Genomic DNA, 16729 nt, shown 5'->3' with positions numbered 1-16729 from the left:
CTTCTAGAGAGATTCGATCTGCCGGCCGGAGAGAGCGCGTGCAATGCCCGCATTCATGCGCTCTGCGGCAAAGGCTTCTGTGCCGTCGGCCAGGGCCTGGGTCGCGGCTTCGATGGCGGCAGCGTCGTCGCCCGATCGCGCGGCCTGCAGCGCACGCACCAGCGCCTCGATTGCTTCGCGTTCCCCGGCGTCGAGCAGATCGCCATCGGCGTCGAGCGCGGTCCGTGTCGCCAGCACCATGCGGTCGGCGTCCACACGCGCCTCGACCAGCGCACGCGCCTGCATGTCCTGCTGCGCTGTGGAGAAGCTGTCCCGCAGCATCCTGGCGATCTGGTCGTCCGACAGGCCGTAAGAAGGCTTGACCGTCACGCTCGCCTCGACGCCGCTACCCTGCTCCTTGGCGCTCACGCTGAGCAGGCCGTCGGCGTCGACGGTGAAGGTGACCCGGATGCGGGCCGCGCCTGCAACCATCGGCGGAATGCCGCGCAGCTCGAAACGCGCGAGGCTGCGGCAATCGGCGACCAGGTCGCGCTCGCCCTGCACCACGTGCAGCGCCAGCGCGGTCTGGCCGTCCTGGTAGGTCGTGAAGTCCTGCGCCATCGCGGTCGGGATGGTCTGGTTGCGCGGCACGATGCGCTCGACGAGACCGCCCATGGTCTCGATGCCGAGCGAGAGCGGGATCACATCGAGCAGCAGCAGGTCGTCCGTGCCGCCGTTGCCGGCCAGCTGGTTCGCCTGGATCGCGGCGCCCAGCGCGACGACCTCGTCGGGGTTCAGGTTGATCAGGGGGTCGCGGCCGAAGAACTCGGCCACGGCGCGCCGGATCTGCGGCATGCGCGTCGCGCCACCGACGAGCACGATGCCCTGCAGCTCGGCCGGCTGCAGGCGGGCGTCGCGCAGTGCCTTGCGCACCGCGGCGATGGTTCGCGCGGTCAGGTCGGCGGTCGCGGCTTCGAACTGCGCACGCGAAATGTTCAGCTGTAGCGCACCGCCGGTCATGGCGGCCGCGAAGTTGGCGGTGTCGGCGTCGGACAACGCTTCCTTGGCGGTGCGCGCCGCAACGAGCAACGCGGCTTTGTCCGCATCGCCGCGGGCCTCGAAGCCGGTCTGCGCGAGTGCGAACTCCGCCAATGCGTGGTCGTAGTCATCCCCGCCGAGCGCCGAGTCACCGCCGGTGGCGATGACCTCGAACACGCCTTGCGTCAAGCGCAGGATCGAGATGTCGAAGGTGCCGCCGCCCAGGTCGTAGACCGCATAGACGCCCTCGCTGGCGTTGTCCAGTCCGTAGGCAATGGCGGCCGCCGTCGGCTCGCTGATCAGGCGAAGCACATTCAGTCCGGCGAGCCGGGCCGCATCTTTGGTCGCCTGGCGCTGGCCCTCGTCGAAGTAGGCCGGCACGGTGATCACGGCGCCGTAGAGCTCGTCATCGAAGGTGTCCTCGGCGCGGTAGCGCAGCGTCGCGAGGATCTCGGCACTCACCTCCACCGGCGACTTGACGCCGGCTGCTGTCTGCACCTGGACCATGCCCGCATCGCCGCCCAGGCGATAGGCCAGCGCTTCGCGGTTGGCCACGTCGTGCAGGCCGCGCCCCATCAGTCGCTTGACCGAGGTGATGACGTTGGACGGATCGGCCGCGCGCGCCGCCAGCGCATCGAAGCCGATCTGACGGCGATCCGGGCCGAGGTAGCGCACGGCCGAGGGCAGCAGGACGCGCCCTTCGGCATCGGGCAGGCACTCGGCCACGCCGTTGCGCACGGCTGCCACCAGCGAATGCGTGGTGCCGAGGTCGATGCCTACCGCGATGCGACGCTGATGCGGGTCGGGCGCCTGGCCGGGTTCTGAAATCTGCAGCAATGCCATGGCGCTATTGTCCCCACGCTTCGAACTTGGCCTCGATGTCTTCGGCAAAGCGCTCGATGAACATGAGGGCTCTCACCTGCCTGGCAGCGCCGTCGTAATCGCCATTCTTGTCGATCAGCCATTCCAGCGAGGACAGCGCGCGGGCGCGGCCCGCCTCGACCTCCGCGCGCAGTTTGTCGAACGCGGCGGCATCCCGTGCTTCGTCGAGCTCCTCCCGCCATTCCATCTGCTGCATCAGGAAATCGGGCGGCATTGCCGTGTTCTTTTCGGCGTCGATGGGATGGCCGTTCAGCCCGCAAAGATAACTCGCGCGCTTGATCGGGTCCTTCAGCCGTTGGTAGGCTTCGTTGATGCGCACCGACCACTGCATGGCAATGCGCTGTGCCGCGGCGCCCTGGGCCGCGAAGCGGTCGGGGTGCGCTTCGCGCTGCAGGTCCTTCCAGCGCGCGTCGAGTGCAGCGCGGTCCTGGGCAAAGCTTGCCGGCACGGCGAAGAGCTCGAAATCGGTGTCGTTCAGGTTCATGGCGTCAAAAAGCCGCCAGCCCATGACCGGGTGGTGGCGGCTTGGACGGGAAGCCGTTGGAAGGTCAGATGCGGAAACTTTCGCCGCACCCGCAGCGATCACGCTCGTTCGGATTGTTGAACTTGAAGCCCTCGTTGAGCCCCTCGCGCACGAAATCCAGCTGCGTGCCGTCGATGTAAGCGAGGCTCTTGGGATCGACCAGCACTTTTACGCCGTGGTCTTCGAAGATCACGTCCTCGGGCGCCATTTCGTCCACGTACTCGAGCTTGTAGGCCAGGCCCGAGCAACCGGTGGTCTTCACGCCCAGCCGCACGCCCAGCCCCTTGCCCCGCTTGCCGAGGTAGCGGGTGACGTGGCGCGCGGCAGCTTCGGTCAGGGTCACGGCCATGTCAGTGGGTGGCTTCCGTCGTGGCCGCGGCCGCGCCGTGCTTGGCCTTGTAGTCGTTCACGGCGGCCTTGATCGCGTCTTCCGCAAGAATCGAACAATGGATCTTGACCGGGGGCAGCGCCAGCTCCTCGGCGATCTGCGCATTCTTCAGCGCGGCCGCTTGCTCGAGCGTCTTGCCCTTGACCCATTCGGTGACCAGCGACGACGAAGCGATCGCCGAGCCGCAGCCGTAGGTCTTGAAGCGCGCGTCCTCGATCACGCCGGTCTCGGGGTTGACCTTGATCTGCAGCTTCATGACGTCGCCGCAGGCAGGCGCGCCCACCATGCCGGTGCCCACGGAGTCGTCGCCCTTCTCGAAGGAGCCGACGTTACGGGGGTTTTCATAGTGGTCAATGACCTTGGATGAATAAGCCATGGGGTACCTCTCAGTCTTTGTTCAATGCGCCGACCACTGGATCGTGCTGATATCGATGCCGTCCTGGAACATTTCCCACAACGGGCTCAGTTCGCGGAGCTTGGCAACGTTGTGCTTGATGGTCGCGACCGCGTAGTCGATCTCTTCCTCGGTCGTGAAGCGGCCGATGGTCATGCGCAGGCTGCTGTGGGCGAGTTCGTCGCTGCGGCCGAGCGCGCGCAGCACATAGCTGGGCTCCAGGCTGGCCGAGGTGCAGGCGGAGCCGCTGGACACGGCGATGCCCTTGATGCCCATGATCAGCGACTCGCCCTCGACATAGTTGAAGCTCATATTGAGGTTGTGCGGCACGCGGTGCTCGAGATCGCCGTTGATGAAGACCTGCTCGACGTCTTTCAGGCCGTCGAGCAGGCGCTGCTGCAGGGCGCGCGCCTTGGCAATGTCCTGCTTCATCTCGAGCCTGGCAATGCGGAAGGCTTCGCCCATCCCGACGATCTGGTGCGTGGGCAGGGTGCCGGAGCGCATGCCGCGCTCGTGGCCGCCGCCGTGCATCTGGGCTTCCAGCCGCACGCGCGGCTTGCGGCGCACGTACAGGGCACCGATGCCCTTGGGGCCATACGTTTTATGCGAAGCCAGGCTCATGAGGTCGATGGGAAGCGTCTTGACGTCGATCTCGACCTTGCCGGTGGCCTGTGCCGCGTCGACGTGGAAGATCACGCCCTTCTCACGGCAGATGGTTCCCAGCGCCACGACGTCCTGGATCACGCCGATCTCGTTGTTCACGAACATCACGCTGGCGAGGATGGTGTCAGGCCGAATCGCGGCCTTGAAGGCCTCCAGGTCGAGCAGGCCGTTTTCCTGCACGTCCATGTAGGTCACCTCGAAGCCCTGGCGCTCGAGTTCGCGCATGGTGTCGAGCACCGCCTTGTGCTCGGTCTTGACCGTGATCAGGTGTTTGCCCTTCCCCTTGTAGAACTGCGCCGCGCCCTTGAGCGCGAGGTTGTTCGACTCGGTGGCGCCCGAGGTCCAGACGATCTCGCGCGGATCGGCCCCGATCAGCTCCGCCACCTCGGCGCGCGCCTTCTCGACCGCCTCTTCGGCTTCCCAACCCCAGGCGTGGCTGCGTGACGCCGGGTTGCCGAAATGCTCGCGCAACCAGGGAATCATCGCGTCGACCACGCGTGGGTCGACCGGCGTCGTGGCGCCGTAGTCGAGGTAGATGGGGAAATGGGGCGTGACATCCATGGCTGGCTCGGGCTGGCGTGGGGTTGACGTTGTCTGGGGGCTATTCGATGCGGCGCCGTGGCGCCGCCGGATCAGGACTTGGCGAAGGCATTGCCGAGGGCGAAAACCGAATTGGGCGCGTTGACCCGGATCGGCTTCACCACCGGCTGGCTCGAGATCGCCCGCTTGACCGCCGGCTTGTTCTCGATCTGCACGCCCTTGGCGATCTGGTCGTCCACCAGCTTCTGCAAGGTGACGGAATCCAGGAACTCGACCATGCGCTGGTTCAGGGAGGCCCAGAGCTCGTGGGTCATGCAACGGCCGGCTTCACCCAGGCAGTTTTCCTTCCCGCCGCACTGGGTTGCATCGATGGGCTCGTCGACGGAAACAATGATGTCGGCCACGGTGATCTCTGATGCCTTTCGACCCAGCGAATAACCGCCCCCGGGGCCGCGCGTCGACTCGACCAGTTCGTGGCGGCGAAGCTTGCCGAACAGCTGCTCGAGGTACGACAGGGAAATCTGCTGCCGCTGGCTGATGGCGGCCAGCGTGACCGGACCGGAGTTCTGGCGCAGGGCCAGGTCGATCATGGCTGTGACCGCAAAACGGCCTTTGGTAGTGAGACGCATCGCAAGCTCCTTTGAGTGCTTACCGTTTAAAAGACACCTCGGCGTTGTGGGCTTTGGTGACGCCGTCTCCGCCCTTTCCGACCCGCTTCCGCTGGTATCCCATCGGTAGGAGCCGGTCCTTCATCGCGAAGTTCTTTTTTCCTGACTATTTCGCTCAAGTATAACAGAAGGCCCTCCGGCCTGCTCGGGTAAACCCGATTGCAAGCCGCAAGGGCCCCTGGCGGTCCGCTGTTTTCCGACTCACACGGGTGCGATGTTGTCCTTGCCGGGGGCGCCGAAGGCCTGCTCGCGCAGCAGCGCGAGCTGGTCGCGCACCCGGGCAGCCTTCTCGAATTCGAGATTGCGCGCGTGCTCGAGCATGAGCTTTTCCAGCCGCTTGATCTCCCGGGCCATGTCCTTTTCGGACATGTCCTCGACCTTGGCGCGCTCGAGCTCGCGCTTGGCGGCCTCTTTGCCGCTTTTCTCGCTGTAGACGCCATCGATGAGGTCGCGCACCTGCTTGACGATGCTGCGCGGCGTGATGCCATGGGCTTGGTTGTAGGCGATCTGCCGCGCCCGCCGCCGCTCGGTCTCGCCGATGGCCTTTTTCATCGATTCGGTCATGCGATCGGCATAGAGGATGGCCTTGCCGTTCATGTTGCGGGCCGCGCGGCCGATGGTCTGGATCAACGAGCGTTCGGCGCGCAGAAAACCTTCCTTGTCGGCGTCGAGAATCGCGACCAGCGAGACCTCTGGAATGTCCAGCCCCTCCCGCAGCAGATTGATGCCGACCAGCACGTCGAAGGTCCCGAGGCGCAGATCGCGCAGGATCTCCACCCGCTCCACCGTGTCGATGTCACTGTGCAGATACCGCACCTTGACGCCGTTGTCGCCCAGGTAATCGGTCAGCTGCTCGGCCATGCGCTTGGTCAGCGTGGTGATCAGGACGCGCTCGTTCTTCTCGACGCGCAGGCGGATCTCCTGCAGCACGTCGTCCACCTGGTGGGTGGCGGGCCGGACCTCGACTTCGGGATCGATCAGCCCGGTCGGCCGCACCAGTTGCTCGACCACGTTGCCGGCATGGTCCACCTCGTACTGCGCCGGAGTGGCGGACACGAAGATGCATTGCCGCATGCGGGACTCGAACTCATCGAACTTGAGCGGGCGGTTGTCCAGCGCCGACGGCAGGCGAAAGCCGTACTCGACCAGCGTGGTCTTGCGCGCCCGGTCGCCGTTGTACATGCCGCCAAGCTGGCCGATCATCTGATGGCTCTCGTCGAGGAACATCAGCGCATCCTTGGGCAGGTAGTCCGTCAGCGTGGCCGGCGGGTCGCCCGGCGCGGCGCCAGACAGGTGGCGCGTGTAGTTCTCGATGCCCTTGCAATGGCCGATCTCGGCCAGCATCTCGAGGTCGAAGCGGGTGCGCTGCTCGAGGCGCTGGGCCTCCACCAGCTTGCCCGCGCCCACCAGCTCCTTGAGCCGCTGGTCGAGCTCGATCTTGATGGTCTCCACGGCGGTCAGCACCTTGTCGCGCGGCGTCACGTAGTGGCTGGAGGGGTAGACCGTGAAGCGGGGGATCTTCTGCCGAATGCGCCCGGTCAGCGGATCGAAAAGCTGCAGCGTCTCGATCTCGTCGTCGAAGAGCTCGATGCGGATGGCCAACTCGCTGTGCTCGGCCGGAAATACATCGATGGTGTCGCCCCGCACCCGGAAGGTACCGCGCGCGAAATCCTGCTCGTTGCGCGTGTACTGCATGCGGATCAGTCGCGAAATCACGTCGCGCTGCCCGATCTTGTCGCCGATGCGCATGATGAAGCGCATCTGCGTGTAGTCCTCGGGCGTCCCGATGCCGTAGATCGCGCTCACGGTGGCGACGATCACCGTGTCGCGCCGCTCCAGTACGCTCTTCGTGGCCGACAGGCGCATCTGCTCGATGTGCTCGTTGATCGAGCTGTCCTTTTCGATGAACAGGTCGCGCTGCGGCACGTACGCCTCGGGCTGGTAGTAGTCGTAGTAGCTCACGAAGTACTCGACGGCATTCTTCGGGAAGAACTCGCGGAACTCGCTGTAGAGCTGCGCCGCCAGCGTCTTGTTGGGCGCAAAGACGATGGCCGGACGGCCCAGCCGGGCGATCACGTTGGCCATGGTGAAGGTCTTGCCGGAGCCGGTCACGCCCAGCAGCGTCTGGTAGACCTCGCCGTCGCGCACGCCCTCGACCAAGCCCTCGATCGCGCCGGGCTGATCGCCCGCAGGCGGGTAAGGCTGGTAGAGCTCGAAGGGCGAATCCGGAAAGTGGATGAATTCCCCCTGCTTGACGGGGCCGACGGGCTCGGCTCCTGGCCGATCCGGAATGACTTCGGTAATTTCAGGCATGGCGTCCAGGGGAGGTGCGGCTCGACCGGTAAAATTCAAGCGAACTCGTGAGGCTAACCGACCCGCGAGCCAAGGCGCAAACCCGGATGCAGCCGGGGGCGAATCGCATCACCCAAAGGACTTCTCTCCATGTCAATGTTCACCGCCGTCGAGATGGCGCCGCGCGACCCGATCCTGGGCCTCAACGAGCAATTCGCCGCCGACAGCAACCCCAACAAGGTCAACCTCGGCGTCGGGGTCTACTACGACGACAACGGCAAGCTCCCGCTGCTGCGCTGCGTGCAGGCGGTCGAGCAGGACATGATCAAGGCGCCCAAGGCGCGCGGCTACCTGCCCATCGACGGCATCGCCGCCTACGACGAAGCGGTGAAGGGCCTTGTTTTCGGCGCTGGCAGCGAGCCCGTCAAGTCCGGCCGGATCGCCACCATCCAGGGAATCGGCGGCACCGGCGGCCTGAAGGTCGGCGCCGACTTCCTCAAGAAGCTCGATCCGAACGCCAAAGTCCTGATCAGCAACCCGAGCTGGGAAAACCACCGCGCGCTCTTCACCAGCGCCGGTTTCGTCGTCGAGGAGTACCCGTACTACGACGCCGCAAAGCGCGGCATCGACTTCGACGGCATGCTGAGCGCGCTGAACGCAGCCCCTGCCGGCACCATCGTCGTGCTGCACGCCTGCTGCCACAACCCGACCGGCTACGACATCCGCGCCGACCAGTGGGACCAGGTGGTCGCCGTCGTCAAGGAGAAAAAGCTGGTCGCCTTCCTCGACATGGCCTACCAGGGCTTCGGTTACGGCATCCAGGAAGATGGCGCCGCCATCGGCAAGTTCGTTGCCGCCGGCCTGAACTTCTTCGTCTCGACCTCCTTCTCCAAGAGCTTCAGCCTCTACGGGGAGCGCGTCGGCGCGCTGTCGGTGCTGTGCGAGAGCAAGGAAGAAGCCGGACGCGTACTGAGCCAGCTCAAGATCGCAATCCGCACCAACTACAGCAATCCGCCCACGCACGGCGGCGCCGTGGTCGCGACCGTGCTGGGCACGCCCGAGCTGCGCACGCTGTGGGAAAAGGAGCTCGGCGAAATGCGCGACCGCATCAAGCTGATGCGGCACAAGCTGGTCGATGGGCTGGCCGCCGCCGGCGTGAAGCGGGACATGCGCTTCATCACCGACCAGATCGGCATGTTCAGCTATTCCGGCCTGAGCAAGGATCAGATGGTGCGCCTGCGCCAGGAATTCGGGGTCTATGGCACCGATACCGGCCGCATGTGCGTGGCCGCCCTGAATAGCAAGAACATCGACTACGTCTGCCAAAGCATCGCGAAGGTCATCTGACGCCTGGCTGACAGGCGGCAGCGTTCATTCATTTTGAGCGTTCCGCCTACATCCGATCCGAGGCTGCTGATATATTGCATCGCACAACATCACAGCAGACCCTCGATGCTTTACCACCTCTACGAAGCCCAACGCTCCCTCATGGAGCCGTTTGCCGACTTCGCGCAAGCTGCTTCCAAGCTCTATGCCCAAGGGGGCGTTTTCGGCCGGGCCCCCTTGGCGCAGCGCGTGGCTGCCGGCTATGACCTGCTCTACCGGCTCGGCAAGGACTACGAAAAGCCGGAATTCGACATCAAGACGGTGAACGTCGACAACGACGACGTGGTCATCCAGGAGGTCGTCGAGATTGAAAAGCCCTTCTGCCAGCTGCGCCGCTTCAAGCGCTTCACCGACGATCCGCACACTTTGCAGACCCTCAAGGGCCAGCCCGTGGTGCTCATCGTGGCCCCCTTGTCGGGCCACTACGCCACGCTGCTGCGCGACACGGTGCGCACCATGCTGCAAGACCACAAGGTCTACATCACCGACTGGATCAACGCCCGCCTCGTGCCGTTATCCGAAGGCGAGTTCCGTCTCGACGGCTACGTCAACTACATCCAGGAATTCATCCGCCATCTGCAGGCAGAGTACGGCAACTGCCATGTGATCAGCGTCTGTCAGCCTACGGTGCCCGTTCTGGCGGCGGTGTCGCTGATGGCCAGCCGCGGCGAGAAAGTGCCGCTCTCGCTGACCATGATGGGCGGGCCCATCGATGCCCGCAAATCGCCCACCGCAGTCAACAACCTGGCGATGAACAAGAGCTACGAGTGGTTCGAGAACAACGTGATCTACCGCGTTCCGCAGGGCTTTCCGGGCGCTGGCCGGCGCGTCTACCCGGGTTTCCTGCAGCACACCGGCTTTGTCGCGATGAACCCGGACCGCCACGCCAGCAGCCACTACGACTACTTCAAGGACCTGATCAAGGGGGACGACGCGAGCGCCGAGGCGCACCGCAAGTTCTATGACGAGTACAACGCCGTGCTCGACATGGATGCGGACTACTACCTGGACACCATCCGCACCGTGTTCCAGGACTTCGATCTCGTCAACGGCACCTGGAAAGTGAAGGCCCCCGATGGCACGCCAGAGCTCGTGCGCCCCCAGGACATCCATTCGACCGGCGTGCTCACCGTCGAAGGCGAGTTGGACGACATCTCGGGCGCCGGCCAGACGCGCGCCGCCCACGAGCTTTGCACCGGCGTCCCGCCAGCTCACCAGCGGCATTACGAGGTCAAGGGCGCCGGGCACTACGGGATCTTCAGCGGACGCCGCTGGCGCGACAAGGTGTACCCGGAGGTGAAGGCCTTCATCGCGGCGCACGACAAGCCGCAGAAGCGCGCCGGCCGGCCGATCGTCTCGGCGGAGGACACGATCAAGGCCGCCGCCGCAGCCAAGTCCACGGCCGTCGCACGCAAATCGACGCCGGCGCGCCGCACGCGCGGCGCCGCGCGCTAGCGCGGGGGCTCTCCGTGAGCGCGCTGGCCCGGCGCATCCTCGACGCGCTGCCGCAGACGCAGTGCACGCGCTGCGGCTATCCCGATTGCAGCGCCTACGCCCAGGCCATCGCCGCCGGCGAGGCCGGCATCCACCAGTGCCCGCCGGGCGGCGCCGAGGGCGTGGCGCGGCTGTCGCGGCTGACCGGACAACCCGCGCGCCCCATCGACCCACAGTTCGGAACCGAAGGTCCGCGTACGATGGCGGTGATCGACGAGGCCTGGTGCATCGGCTGCACGCTATGCCTCGACGCCTGCCCGACCGACGCGATCCTGGGCATCCACAAACGCATGCACACCGTCATCGAGACCCACTGCACCGGGTGTGAGCTCTGCATCCCGGTGTGCCCGGTGGACTGCATCTCGCTCGAAGCGGCCACGCCGGGCAAGAGCGGCTGGCAGGCCTGGTCGCAGCCGCAGGCCGACGCGGCACGCAGCCGATACGAGGCGCATCGCCGGCGCCACGACAAGGACGAGCCGCAGGCGACGGAGCCGACCGAAACCGCCGCACCGGATCGCAAACGCGCCATCGTCGAAGCGGCACTGGCGCGAGCGCGTGCCGCCGCAGCGTCACGAAACGATCCCAAGGCACGCCCATGACGCTCGATACGCTGCTCCTCTACCTGGTCGCCTCCGTTGCGCTGGCGATCACCCCCGGCCCGACCATGCTGCTTGCGATGTCCAACGGCATCGCAGGCGGCATGCGCGCGGCGGCCTGGGGCATCGCGGGTGCTTCGCTGGGGGCCGCCTTCCTGATCGCGGTGGTGGCGCTGGGGCTGGGCTCCCTGCTGGCAGCCTCCGAAGGGCTGTTCAACGCCATCCGCGCGGCGGGCGTTGCCTACCTGGTTTGGCTGGGCATCAAGATGTGGCGAAGCCAGCCGATCGACCTACGCGCCGCGCTCGCCGCGTCGCCGGCCGACGTGCTGCGTCCTCGCACCGCCTTCCTGCGCAGCCTCACGGTGGCACTTTCCAACCCGAAGACCCTGCTCTTCTTCGCAGCCTTCCTGCCGCAGTTCGTCACATCGACGACCCCGCAGCTTCCCCAGTACGTGTTGCTCGGCGCCGTCTTCATCGGCATCGATACCTGCGTCATGCTCGGGTACGCCGCCGCCGGCACACAAGCCGTGCGCTGGCTCTCGCGGCGCAGCCTGCGCATGATCAACCGCGGATGCGCCGCCGGCATGTGGCTGCTGGCGGCCACTCTGGCCGTCTGGCGCCGCCCCGGCGCCTGAAAGCGCTCGGCTTCTCAGCCCGCGGCCAGCGCTGCGAAGGCCTTCACCACTTCCGGCGGCGCCTGCACCAGCTCGATCAGCACGCCCTCGCCTGCGATCGGGAACTCCTCGCTGCCCCTGGGATGCAGGAAGCAGATATCGAAGCCGGCCGCGCCCTGGCGGATGCCGCCGGGCGCGAAACGCACCCCCTGCGCCGTGAGCCAGCCGACCGCGGCGGGAAGATCGTCGATCCACAGTCCCACATGATTGAGCGGGGTCGCATGAACGGCCGGCTTCTTGTCCGGGTCCAGCGGCTGCATCAGGTCGACCTCGACCTTGAAGGGACCACTGCCGATCGCGCAGATGTCCTCGTCGACGTTCTCGCGTTCACTGCGGAAGGTGCCGGTTATCTCCAGCCCGAGCATGTCGACCCACAGCTTGCGAAGCCGGGTCTTGTCCGGACCGCCGATCGCGATCTGCTGGACGCCGAGCACCTGGAAGGGACGATGTTGCGGCGAGTTCATGCGACGGGCTCCTTCATGCGAACTCCAGGATCACCTGGTCTACGGCCAGCGACTCGCCCTTGGCGGCCGAGATGCTGCCCACCACGCCGTCCTGCGTGGCGAAGAGCACGTTCTCCATCTTCATCGCCTCGATGACCGCGAGCTTCTCCCCCGCCTGCACCTGCTGGCCCGGTTGCACCGAGACCTCGACCAGCAGCCCGGGCATCGGCGACATGAGGTACTTGCTCAGATCAGGCGGCGCCTTGTACGGCATGAGCTTCAGCATCCTCGAGCCCCGCGGCGAGAGCACCATCGCCTCGATCTGCTTGCCGTTGTGCGCGATGCGTAACGCCAACGGGTTCTTGCCGACGCCGCGCTCGAGCTGCGCGGTGAAGCCGCGGCCATTGACGCTGCCCTCCACGCGCACGCTGCCCAGCGGCGCGTGGGTCTCGATCTTGTAGGTATTGCCGCCCACCGTCACCGCGCTCGAGCCGGACGGGCCCTGGTAGTCGGTGACCGTCACCGGCAGGTGTGCGTGCTGCCCGTTCGCGTCGAGCACGACCACCACGAACTGCTCGCCCACCTTCACGGCATGCCCTTCCAGCTGGCCGCTGATGCGCGAGGCGCGCGCCCGGTAGCGGCGATGCATGCAGGCTGCCAGCGCGACCAGGAAGTCGGGATCGTCGTGCGGCACGTCCTCCGCACGGAAGCCCTTGCCATAGTGCTCGGCAATGAAGCCGGTGTTGAAGGCGCCGCTCACGAAGCTGGGATGCGCCAGCAGCGCGGCCTGGAAGGGGATGTTGCTGCTGATGCCGCGGATCACGAACCCGTTGAGCGCCTCCCGCATCAGCGCGATCGCATGCGCGCGGTCGCGCCCGTGCACGATCAGCTTGGCAATCATCGAGTCGTAGAACATCGGGATCTCGCCGCCGTCGTAGACGCCGGTGTCCACCCGAACCCCGCCGAAAGCGCGTCCGCCGCCCTCCCCCGCCCGCGGGAGAGCGGTTGCGGACGAAGGCACGTCCGCCGCGAACATCGTCTCCTTGGGCGGCTGGAAGCGCACCAGCCGGCCGGTGGACGGCAGAAAGTTCCGAAACGGGTCCTCCGCGTTGATGCGGCACTCGATGGCCCAGCCTTCGCGCTTCACATCCTGCTGCGCGAGCGGCAGCTTCTCGCCGGCGGCGACCCGAATCATGAGCTCGACCAGATCGAGGCCCGTGATCGCCTCGGTCACCGGATGCTCCACCTGCAACCGGGTGTTCATCTCCAGGAAGTAGAAGCTCTGGTCCTTGCCGACCACGAACTCCACCGTACCGGCGCTCTGGTAGTCGACGGCCTTGGCGAGCGCCACCGCCTGCTCGCCCATGGCCTTGCGCGTCGCCTCGCTGATGAAGGGCGAAGGTGCCTCCTCGATCACCTTCTGATGGCGGCGCTGGATCGAGCATTCGCGCTCGTTCAGATAGATCACGTTGCCGTGCGCATCGCCCAGCACCTGGATCTCGATGTGGCGCGGCTCCTCGACGAACTTCTCGATGAACACGCGGTCGTCGCCGAAGCTGTTGCGCGCCTCGTTGCGGCAGGAGGTGAAGCCGTCGAAGGCGTCCTTGTCGTTGTAGGCCACGCGCAAGCCCTTGCCGCCGCCGCCGGCCGAGGCTTTGATCATCACGGGGTAGCCCACCTCGCGCGCGATCTCGACGGCCCGCTCGGCCGTTGCGATGGCGTCGTTCCAGCCCGGAATGGTGTTGACCCTGGCCTCGTTCGCCAGCTTCTTCGAGGCGATCTTGTCACCCATGGCCGCGATCGAATGGTGCTTGGGGCCGATGAAGACGATGCCCTCCTCCTCCACCTTCTTTGCGAAACCCTCGTTCTCGGACAGAAAGCCGTAGCCGGGGTGGACCGCCTCGGCGCCCGTCTTCTTGCAGGCGGCGATGATGCGATCGCCCTGCAGATAGCTCTCGCGGCTGGGCGACGCGCCGATGTGGACGGCCTCGTCGGCCAGCTCGACGTGGCGGGCTTCCTTGTCGGCATCGGAATAGACGGCGACCGTCCGGATGCCCATCTTCTTCGCCGTCTTGATCACGCGGCAGGCGATCTCTCCGCGATTCGCGATCAGGATTTTCTTGAACATGTCTTGTCTCCCGGCCTCACAGGGGAATGTTCCCGTGCTTGCGCCACGGATTGTCGAGCTTCTTCTCGCGCAGCATCACCAGGCTGCGGCAGATGCGCTTGCGTGTCTCGCTGGGCAGAATCACGTCGTCGATGTAGCCGCGCGTTCCGGCCACATAGGGATTGGCGAAGCGCGCCTTGTACTCGGCCTCGCGCGCCGCCAGCTTCTCGGGATCGTTCTTGTCCTCTCGGAAGATGATCTCCACCGCGCCCTTGGCCCCCATCACCGCGATCTCGGCGCGCGGCCAGGCGAGGTTGACGTCGCCGCGCAGGTGCTTGGAGGCCATCACGTCGTAGGCGCCGCCATAGGCCTTGCGCGTGATCACCGTGATCTTCGGCACCGTGCACTCGGCGTAGGCGTAGAGCAGCTTGGCGCCGTGCTTGATGATGCCGCCGTATTCCTGGCTCGTGCCGGGCATGAAGCCGGGCACGTCGACAAAGGTGACGACGGGGATGTTGAAGGCGTCGCAGAAGCGCACGAAGCGCGCCGCCTTGATCGACGACTTGATGTCGAGGCAGCCTGCCAGCACCAGCGGCTGGTTGGCCACGATGCCCACGCTCTGCCCGTCGAAGCGTGCGAAGCCGATCACGATGTTCTTCGCGTAGTCGGGCTGCAGCTCGAAGAACTCGCCGTCGTCGACCACCTTCGCGATCGCCTCCTTCATGTCGTAGGGCTTGTTCGCGTTGTCGGGCACCAGGGTGTCGAGCGACGCGTCGGCGCGGTCCGCCGGGTCGCCGCTGGGCCGCATGGGCGCCTTCTCGCGATTGTTGAGGGGCAGGTAGTTGTAGAGGCGGCGCAGCATCATCAGCGCCTCGACGTCGTTCTCGAAGGCCATGTCGGCCACGCCGCTCTTGGTGGTGTGCGTCGTGGCGCCGCCGAGTTCTTCGGCCGTCACGTCCTCGTGCGTCACCGTCTTCACCACCTCGGGGCCGGTGACGAACATGTAGGAGCTGTCGCGCACCATGAAGATGAAGTCCGTCATGGCCGGCGAGTAGACGGCGCCGCCGGCACAGGGCCCCATGATCATGCTGATCTGCGGCACCACGCCGGACGCCATGACGTTGCGCTGGAACACCTCGGCATAACCGCCGAGCGAGGCCACGCCTTCCTGGATGCGCGCGCCGCCCGAATCATTCAGGCCGATCACGGGCGCGCCGACCTTCATCGCCTGGTCCATCACCTTGCAGATCTTCTCGGCATGGGCTTCGCTCAGGGCGCCGCCGAAGACAGTGAAGTCCTGGCTGAAGACGAATGCCAGGCGGCCGTTGATCATGCCGTAGCCCGTGACCACGCCGTCCCCCGGGATCTTGTTCTCGGACATGCCGAAGTCGCTGGAACGGTGCTCGACGAACATGTCCCATTCCTCGAAGGTGTTGTCGTCGAGCAGGAGCTCGATGCGCTCGCGTGCCGTCAGCTTGCCCTTGGCGTGCTGCGCATCGATGCGCTTCTGCCCGCCGCCCAGGCGCGCCTGGGCGCGCCGTCTTTCGAGTTGCTCGAGAATTTCTTTCATGGGGCCTGTTCCGGGAGTGGTGTGGTGTCGGTGTTTTCGTGGGGGGGCCGGGCCTGTCCGGCCTGCGCGGAGAGCAGGTTGCGTGCCGCGGTCGAGGCCGGCAGCGTGCCGGCCGCCACCTGCGCCACGGCCCGCGGCAGCAGCTCCCGCACGCTCGGATGCTGGCGGAAGGCCTGCTTGAGGCCCGCGTCGATGCGTTCCCACATCCACGCGAGCGCCTGTTTCTCGCGGCGCGCGGCCAGCTTGCCGCTGGCGGCTTGCATGTTCCTGAATTGCGTCACGGCCTGCCAGAAGGCATCGATGCCGGTGCCCTGAAGGGCGCTGGACTGCATTACCCGGGGCTGCCACTGGCGCTGCGCGGTTTCGGCACCATGCACGACATGCGAATGCGCCGGATTGCCGTGGTGCCCGAAGAGGCGCATTGCCGAGGTGATCTGGGCCTGCGCGCGCGTCGCCGCGTCGGGGTCGATGTCGGCCTTGTTGATGACCACCAGGTCGGCCAGCTCCATCACGCCCTTCTTGATCGCCTGCAGGTCGTCGCCGGCATTGGGCAGCTGCAGCAGCACGAACATGTCGGTCATGCCCGAGACCGCGGTCTCGCTCTGGCCGACGCCCACGGTCTCGACGATCACGATGTCGTAGCCGGCGGCCTCGCACACCAGCATGGCCTCGCGCGTCTTCTCGGCCACGCCGCCGAGCGTGCCGCTCGAGGGGCTCGGACGGATGTAGGCCCGCTCGTGCACCGAAAGCTTTTCCATGCGCGTCTTGTCGCCGAGGATCGAGCCGCCGGAGACGGTCGACGAAGGGTCGATGGTGAGCACCGCCACGCGATGGCCGCGGTCGATCAGGTACAAGCCCAGGGTCTCGATGAAGGTGGACTTGCCGACGCCGGGCACCCCCGAGATGCCGAGGCGGAACGATCGGCCGGTACGCGGCAGCAGTGCCGTCAGCAGCTCGTCGGCCTGAGCGCGGTGATCGGCCCGCGTTGATTCGAGCAGCGTGATGGCCTTGGCGATGGCGCGGCGCTGCCGGGGCCCCTCGGCCTCGGCCAGCGCGTCAACCATCGCCTTGCTTCGAGCCACGTCCGGCATG

General features: G+C 66.2%; 15 protein-coding genes. 4 read left to right on the top strand and 11 right to left on the bottom strand.

What is annotated here, in order from left to right:
- Nucleotides 1-3: 3 nt before the first annotated feature.
- The 7 genes from hscA to uvrB form a co-directional block, all read right to left on the bottom strand.
- On the bottom strand, nt 4-1860 hold the full coding sequence (gene hscA, locus J2739_RS04510) for a Fe-S protein assembly chaperone HscA (RefSeq protein WP_309898992.1): 1857 nt from the start codon (nt 1858-1860) through the stop codon (nt 4-6).
- Nucleotides 1861-1864: 4 nt separating this feature from the next.
- On the bottom strand, nt 1865-2383 hold the full coding sequence (hscB, locus tag J2739_RS04505; protein ID WP_309899926.1) for a Fe-S protein assembly co-chaperone HscB: 519 nt from the start codon (nt 2381-2383) through the stop codon (nt 1865-1867).
- 64 nt (nt 2384-2447) lie between these two features.
- Nucleotides 2448-2771: an iron-sulfur cluster assembly protein IscA gene (iscA, locus tag J2739_RS04500; RefSeq protein ID WP_309898990.1), complete on the bottom strand. Its 324-nt coding sequence runs from the start codon at nt 2769-2771 to the stop codon at nt 2448-2450.
- Between the two features lies 1 nt (nt 2772).
- Nucleotides 2773-3186, bottom strand: a complete 414-nt coding sequence (iscU, locus tag J2739_RS04495; RefSeq protein ID WP_309898988.1) for a Fe-S cluster assembly scaffold IscU — start codon at nt 3184-3186, stop codon at nt 2773-2775.
- A 21-nt stretch (nt 3187-3207) separates the two neighbouring features.
- A complete protein-coding gene (locus J2739_RS04490; protein ID WP_309898986.1) occupies nt 3208-4428 on the bottom strand; it encodes an IscS subfamily cysteine desulfurase in 1221 nt (406 codons plus the stop codon).
- 71 nt (nt 4429-4499) lie between these two features.
- A complete protein-coding gene (gene iscR, locus J2739_RS04485) occupies nt 4500-5036 on the bottom strand; it encodes a Fe-S cluster assembly transcriptional regulator IscR (protein WP_086923478.1) in 537 nt (178 codons plus the stop codon).
- 240 nt (nt 5037-5276) lie between these two features.
- On the bottom strand, nt 5277-7388 hold the full coding sequence (uvrB, locus tag J2739_RS04480) for an excinuclease ABC subunit UvrB (protein WP_309898984.1): 2112 nt from the start codon (nt 7386-7388) through the stop codon (nt 5277-5279).
- A gap of 129 nt (nt 7389-7517) precedes the next feature.
- On the opposite strand from uvrB, the gene J2739_RS04475 reads away from it, so the two are divergent.
- The 4 genes from J2739_RS04475 to J2739_RS04460 all read left to right on the top strand — a co-directional run bounded on the left by J2739_RS04475 (nt 7518) and on the right by J2739_RS04460 (nt 11478).
- Nucleotides 7518-8714 (top strand): amino acid aminotransferase, encoded by a 1197-nt coding sequence (locus tag J2739_RS04475; RefSeq protein ID WP_309898982.1) that lies wholly within the window; start codon nt 7518-7520, stop codon nt 8712-8714.
- A gap of 105 nt (nt 8715-8819) precedes the next feature.
- Complete coding sequence (locus tag J2739_RS04470; protein ID WP_309898980.1) at nt 8820-10208, top strand: polyhydroxyalkanoate depolymerase; 1389 nt, start codon at nt 8820-8822, stop codon at nt 10206-10208.
- 14 nt (nt 10209-10222) lie between these two features.
- Nucleotides 10223-10846, top strand: coding sequence for an RnfABCDGE type electron transport complex subunit B (locus tag J2739_RS04465; protein WP_309898978.1), 624 nt, complete (start codon nt 10223-10225; stop codon nt 10844-10846).
- Nucleotides 10843-11478: a LysE family translocator gene (locus J2739_RS04460; RefSeq protein ID WP_309898976.1), complete on the top strand. Its 636-nt coding sequence runs from the start codon at nt 10843-10845 to the stop codon at nt 11476-11478. The genes J2739_RS04465 and J2739_RS04460 overlap by 4 nt, the downstream gene beginning before the upstream one ends.
- A 14-nt stretch (nt 11479-11492) precedes the next feature.
- On the opposite strand, the gene J2739_RS04455 is transcribed toward J2739_RS04460, so the two are convergent.
- The 4 genes from J2739_RS04455 to meaB are packed head-to-tail and all read right to left on the bottom strand — an operon-like array spanning nt 11493 to nt 16728.
- Nucleotides 11493-11981, bottom strand: a complete 489-nt coding sequence (locus tag J2739_RS04455; protein WP_309898975.1) for a VOC family protein — start codon at nt 11979-11981, stop codon at nt 11493-11495.
- A gap of 13 nt (nt 11982-11994) precedes the next feature.
- Nucleotides 11995-14088, bottom strand: coding sequence for an ATP-binding protein (locus J2739_RS04450; protein ID WP_309898973.1), 2094 nt, complete (start codon nt 14086-14088; stop codon nt 11995-11997).
- Nucleotides 14089-14104: 16 nt separating this feature from the next.
- Nucleotides 14105-15637 carry an acyl-CoA carboxylase subunit beta gene (locus J2739_RS04445; protein WP_309898970.1) on the bottom strand — a complete coding sequence of 511 codons (1533 nt, stop codon included), beginning with the start codon at nt 15635-15637 and terminating at the stop codon, nt 14105-14107.
- Complete coding sequence (meaB, locus tag J2739_RS04440; protein WP_309899924.1) at nt 15634-16728, bottom strand: methylmalonyl Co-A mutase-associated GTPase MeaB; 1095 nt, start codon at nt 16726-16728, stop codon at nt 15634-15636. The genes J2739_RS04445 and meaB overlap by 4 nt, the downstream gene beginning before the upstream one ends.
- Nucleotide 16729: the final 1 nt, after the last annotated feature.

It is taken from the genome of Variovorax soli, from assembly GCF_031454625.1.
Classification (GTDB): domain Bacteria; phylum Pseudomonadota; class Gammaproteobacteria; order Burkholderiales; family Burkholderiaceae_C; genus Variovorax; species Variovorax soli_A.
The sequence above is the reverse complement of the archived record's forward strand: the minus strand, read 5'-3'. Positions and strand labels throughout refer to the sequence as shown.

Bases quoted from the DNA above. Each gene is read 5' to 3' on its own strand.
- uvrB (WP_309898984.1), bottom strand. From the start codon at position 7,388: ATGCCTGAAATTACCGAAGTCATTCCGGATCGGCCAGGAGCCGAGCCC.
- J2739_RS04445 (WP_309898970.1), bottom strand. From the start codon at position 15,637: ATGAAAGAAATTCTCGAGCAACTCGAAAGACGGCGCGCCCAGGCGCGC.
- J2739_RS04475 (WP_309898982.1), top strand. From the start codon at position 7,518: ATGTCAATGTTCACCGCCGTCGAGATGGCGCCGCGCGACCCGATCCTG.
- hscA (WP_309898992.1), bottom strand. From the start codon at position 1,860: ATGGCATTGCTGCAGATTTCAGAACCCGGCCAGGCGCCCGACCCGCAT.
- hscB (WP_309899926.1), bottom strand. From the start codon at position 2,383: ATGAACCTGAACGACACCGATTTCGAGCTCTTCGCCGTGCCGGCAAGC.
- J2739_RS04450 (WP_309898973.1), bottom strand. From the start codon at position 14,088: ATGTTCAAGAAAATCCTGATCGCGAATCGCGGAGAGATCGCCTGCCGC.
- J2739_RS04460 (WP_309898976.1), top strand. From the start codon at position 10,843: ATGACGCTCGATACGCTGCTCCTCTACCTGGTCGCCTCCGTTGCGCTG.
- iscU (WP_309898988.1), bottom strand. From the start codon at position 3,186: ATGGCTTATTCATCCAAGGTCATTGACCACTATGAAAACCCCCGTAAC.
- J2739_RS04490 (WP_309898986.1), bottom strand. From the start codon at position 4,428: ATGGATGTCACGCCCCATTTCCCCATCTACCTCGACTACGGCGCCACG.
- meaB (WP_309899924.1), bottom strand. From the start codon at position 16,728: ATGCCGGACGTGGCTCGAAGCAAGGCGATGGTTGACGCGCTGGCCGAG.
- iscR (WP_086923478.1), bottom strand. From the start codon at position 5,036: ATGCGTCTCACTACCAAAGGCCGTTTTGCGGTCACAGCCATGATCGAC.
- J2739_RS04470 (WP_309898980.1), top strand. From the start codon at position 8,820: ATGCTTTACCACCTCTACGAAGCCCAACGCTCCCTCATGGAGCCGTTT.
- iscA (WP_309898990.1), bottom strand. From the start codon at position 2,771: ATGGCCGTGACCCTGACCGAAGCTGCCGCGCGCCACGTCACCCGCTAC.
- J2739_RS04455 (WP_309898975.1), bottom strand. From the start codon at position 11,981: ATGAACTCGCCGCAACATCGTCCCTTCCAGGTGCTCGGCGTCCAGCAG.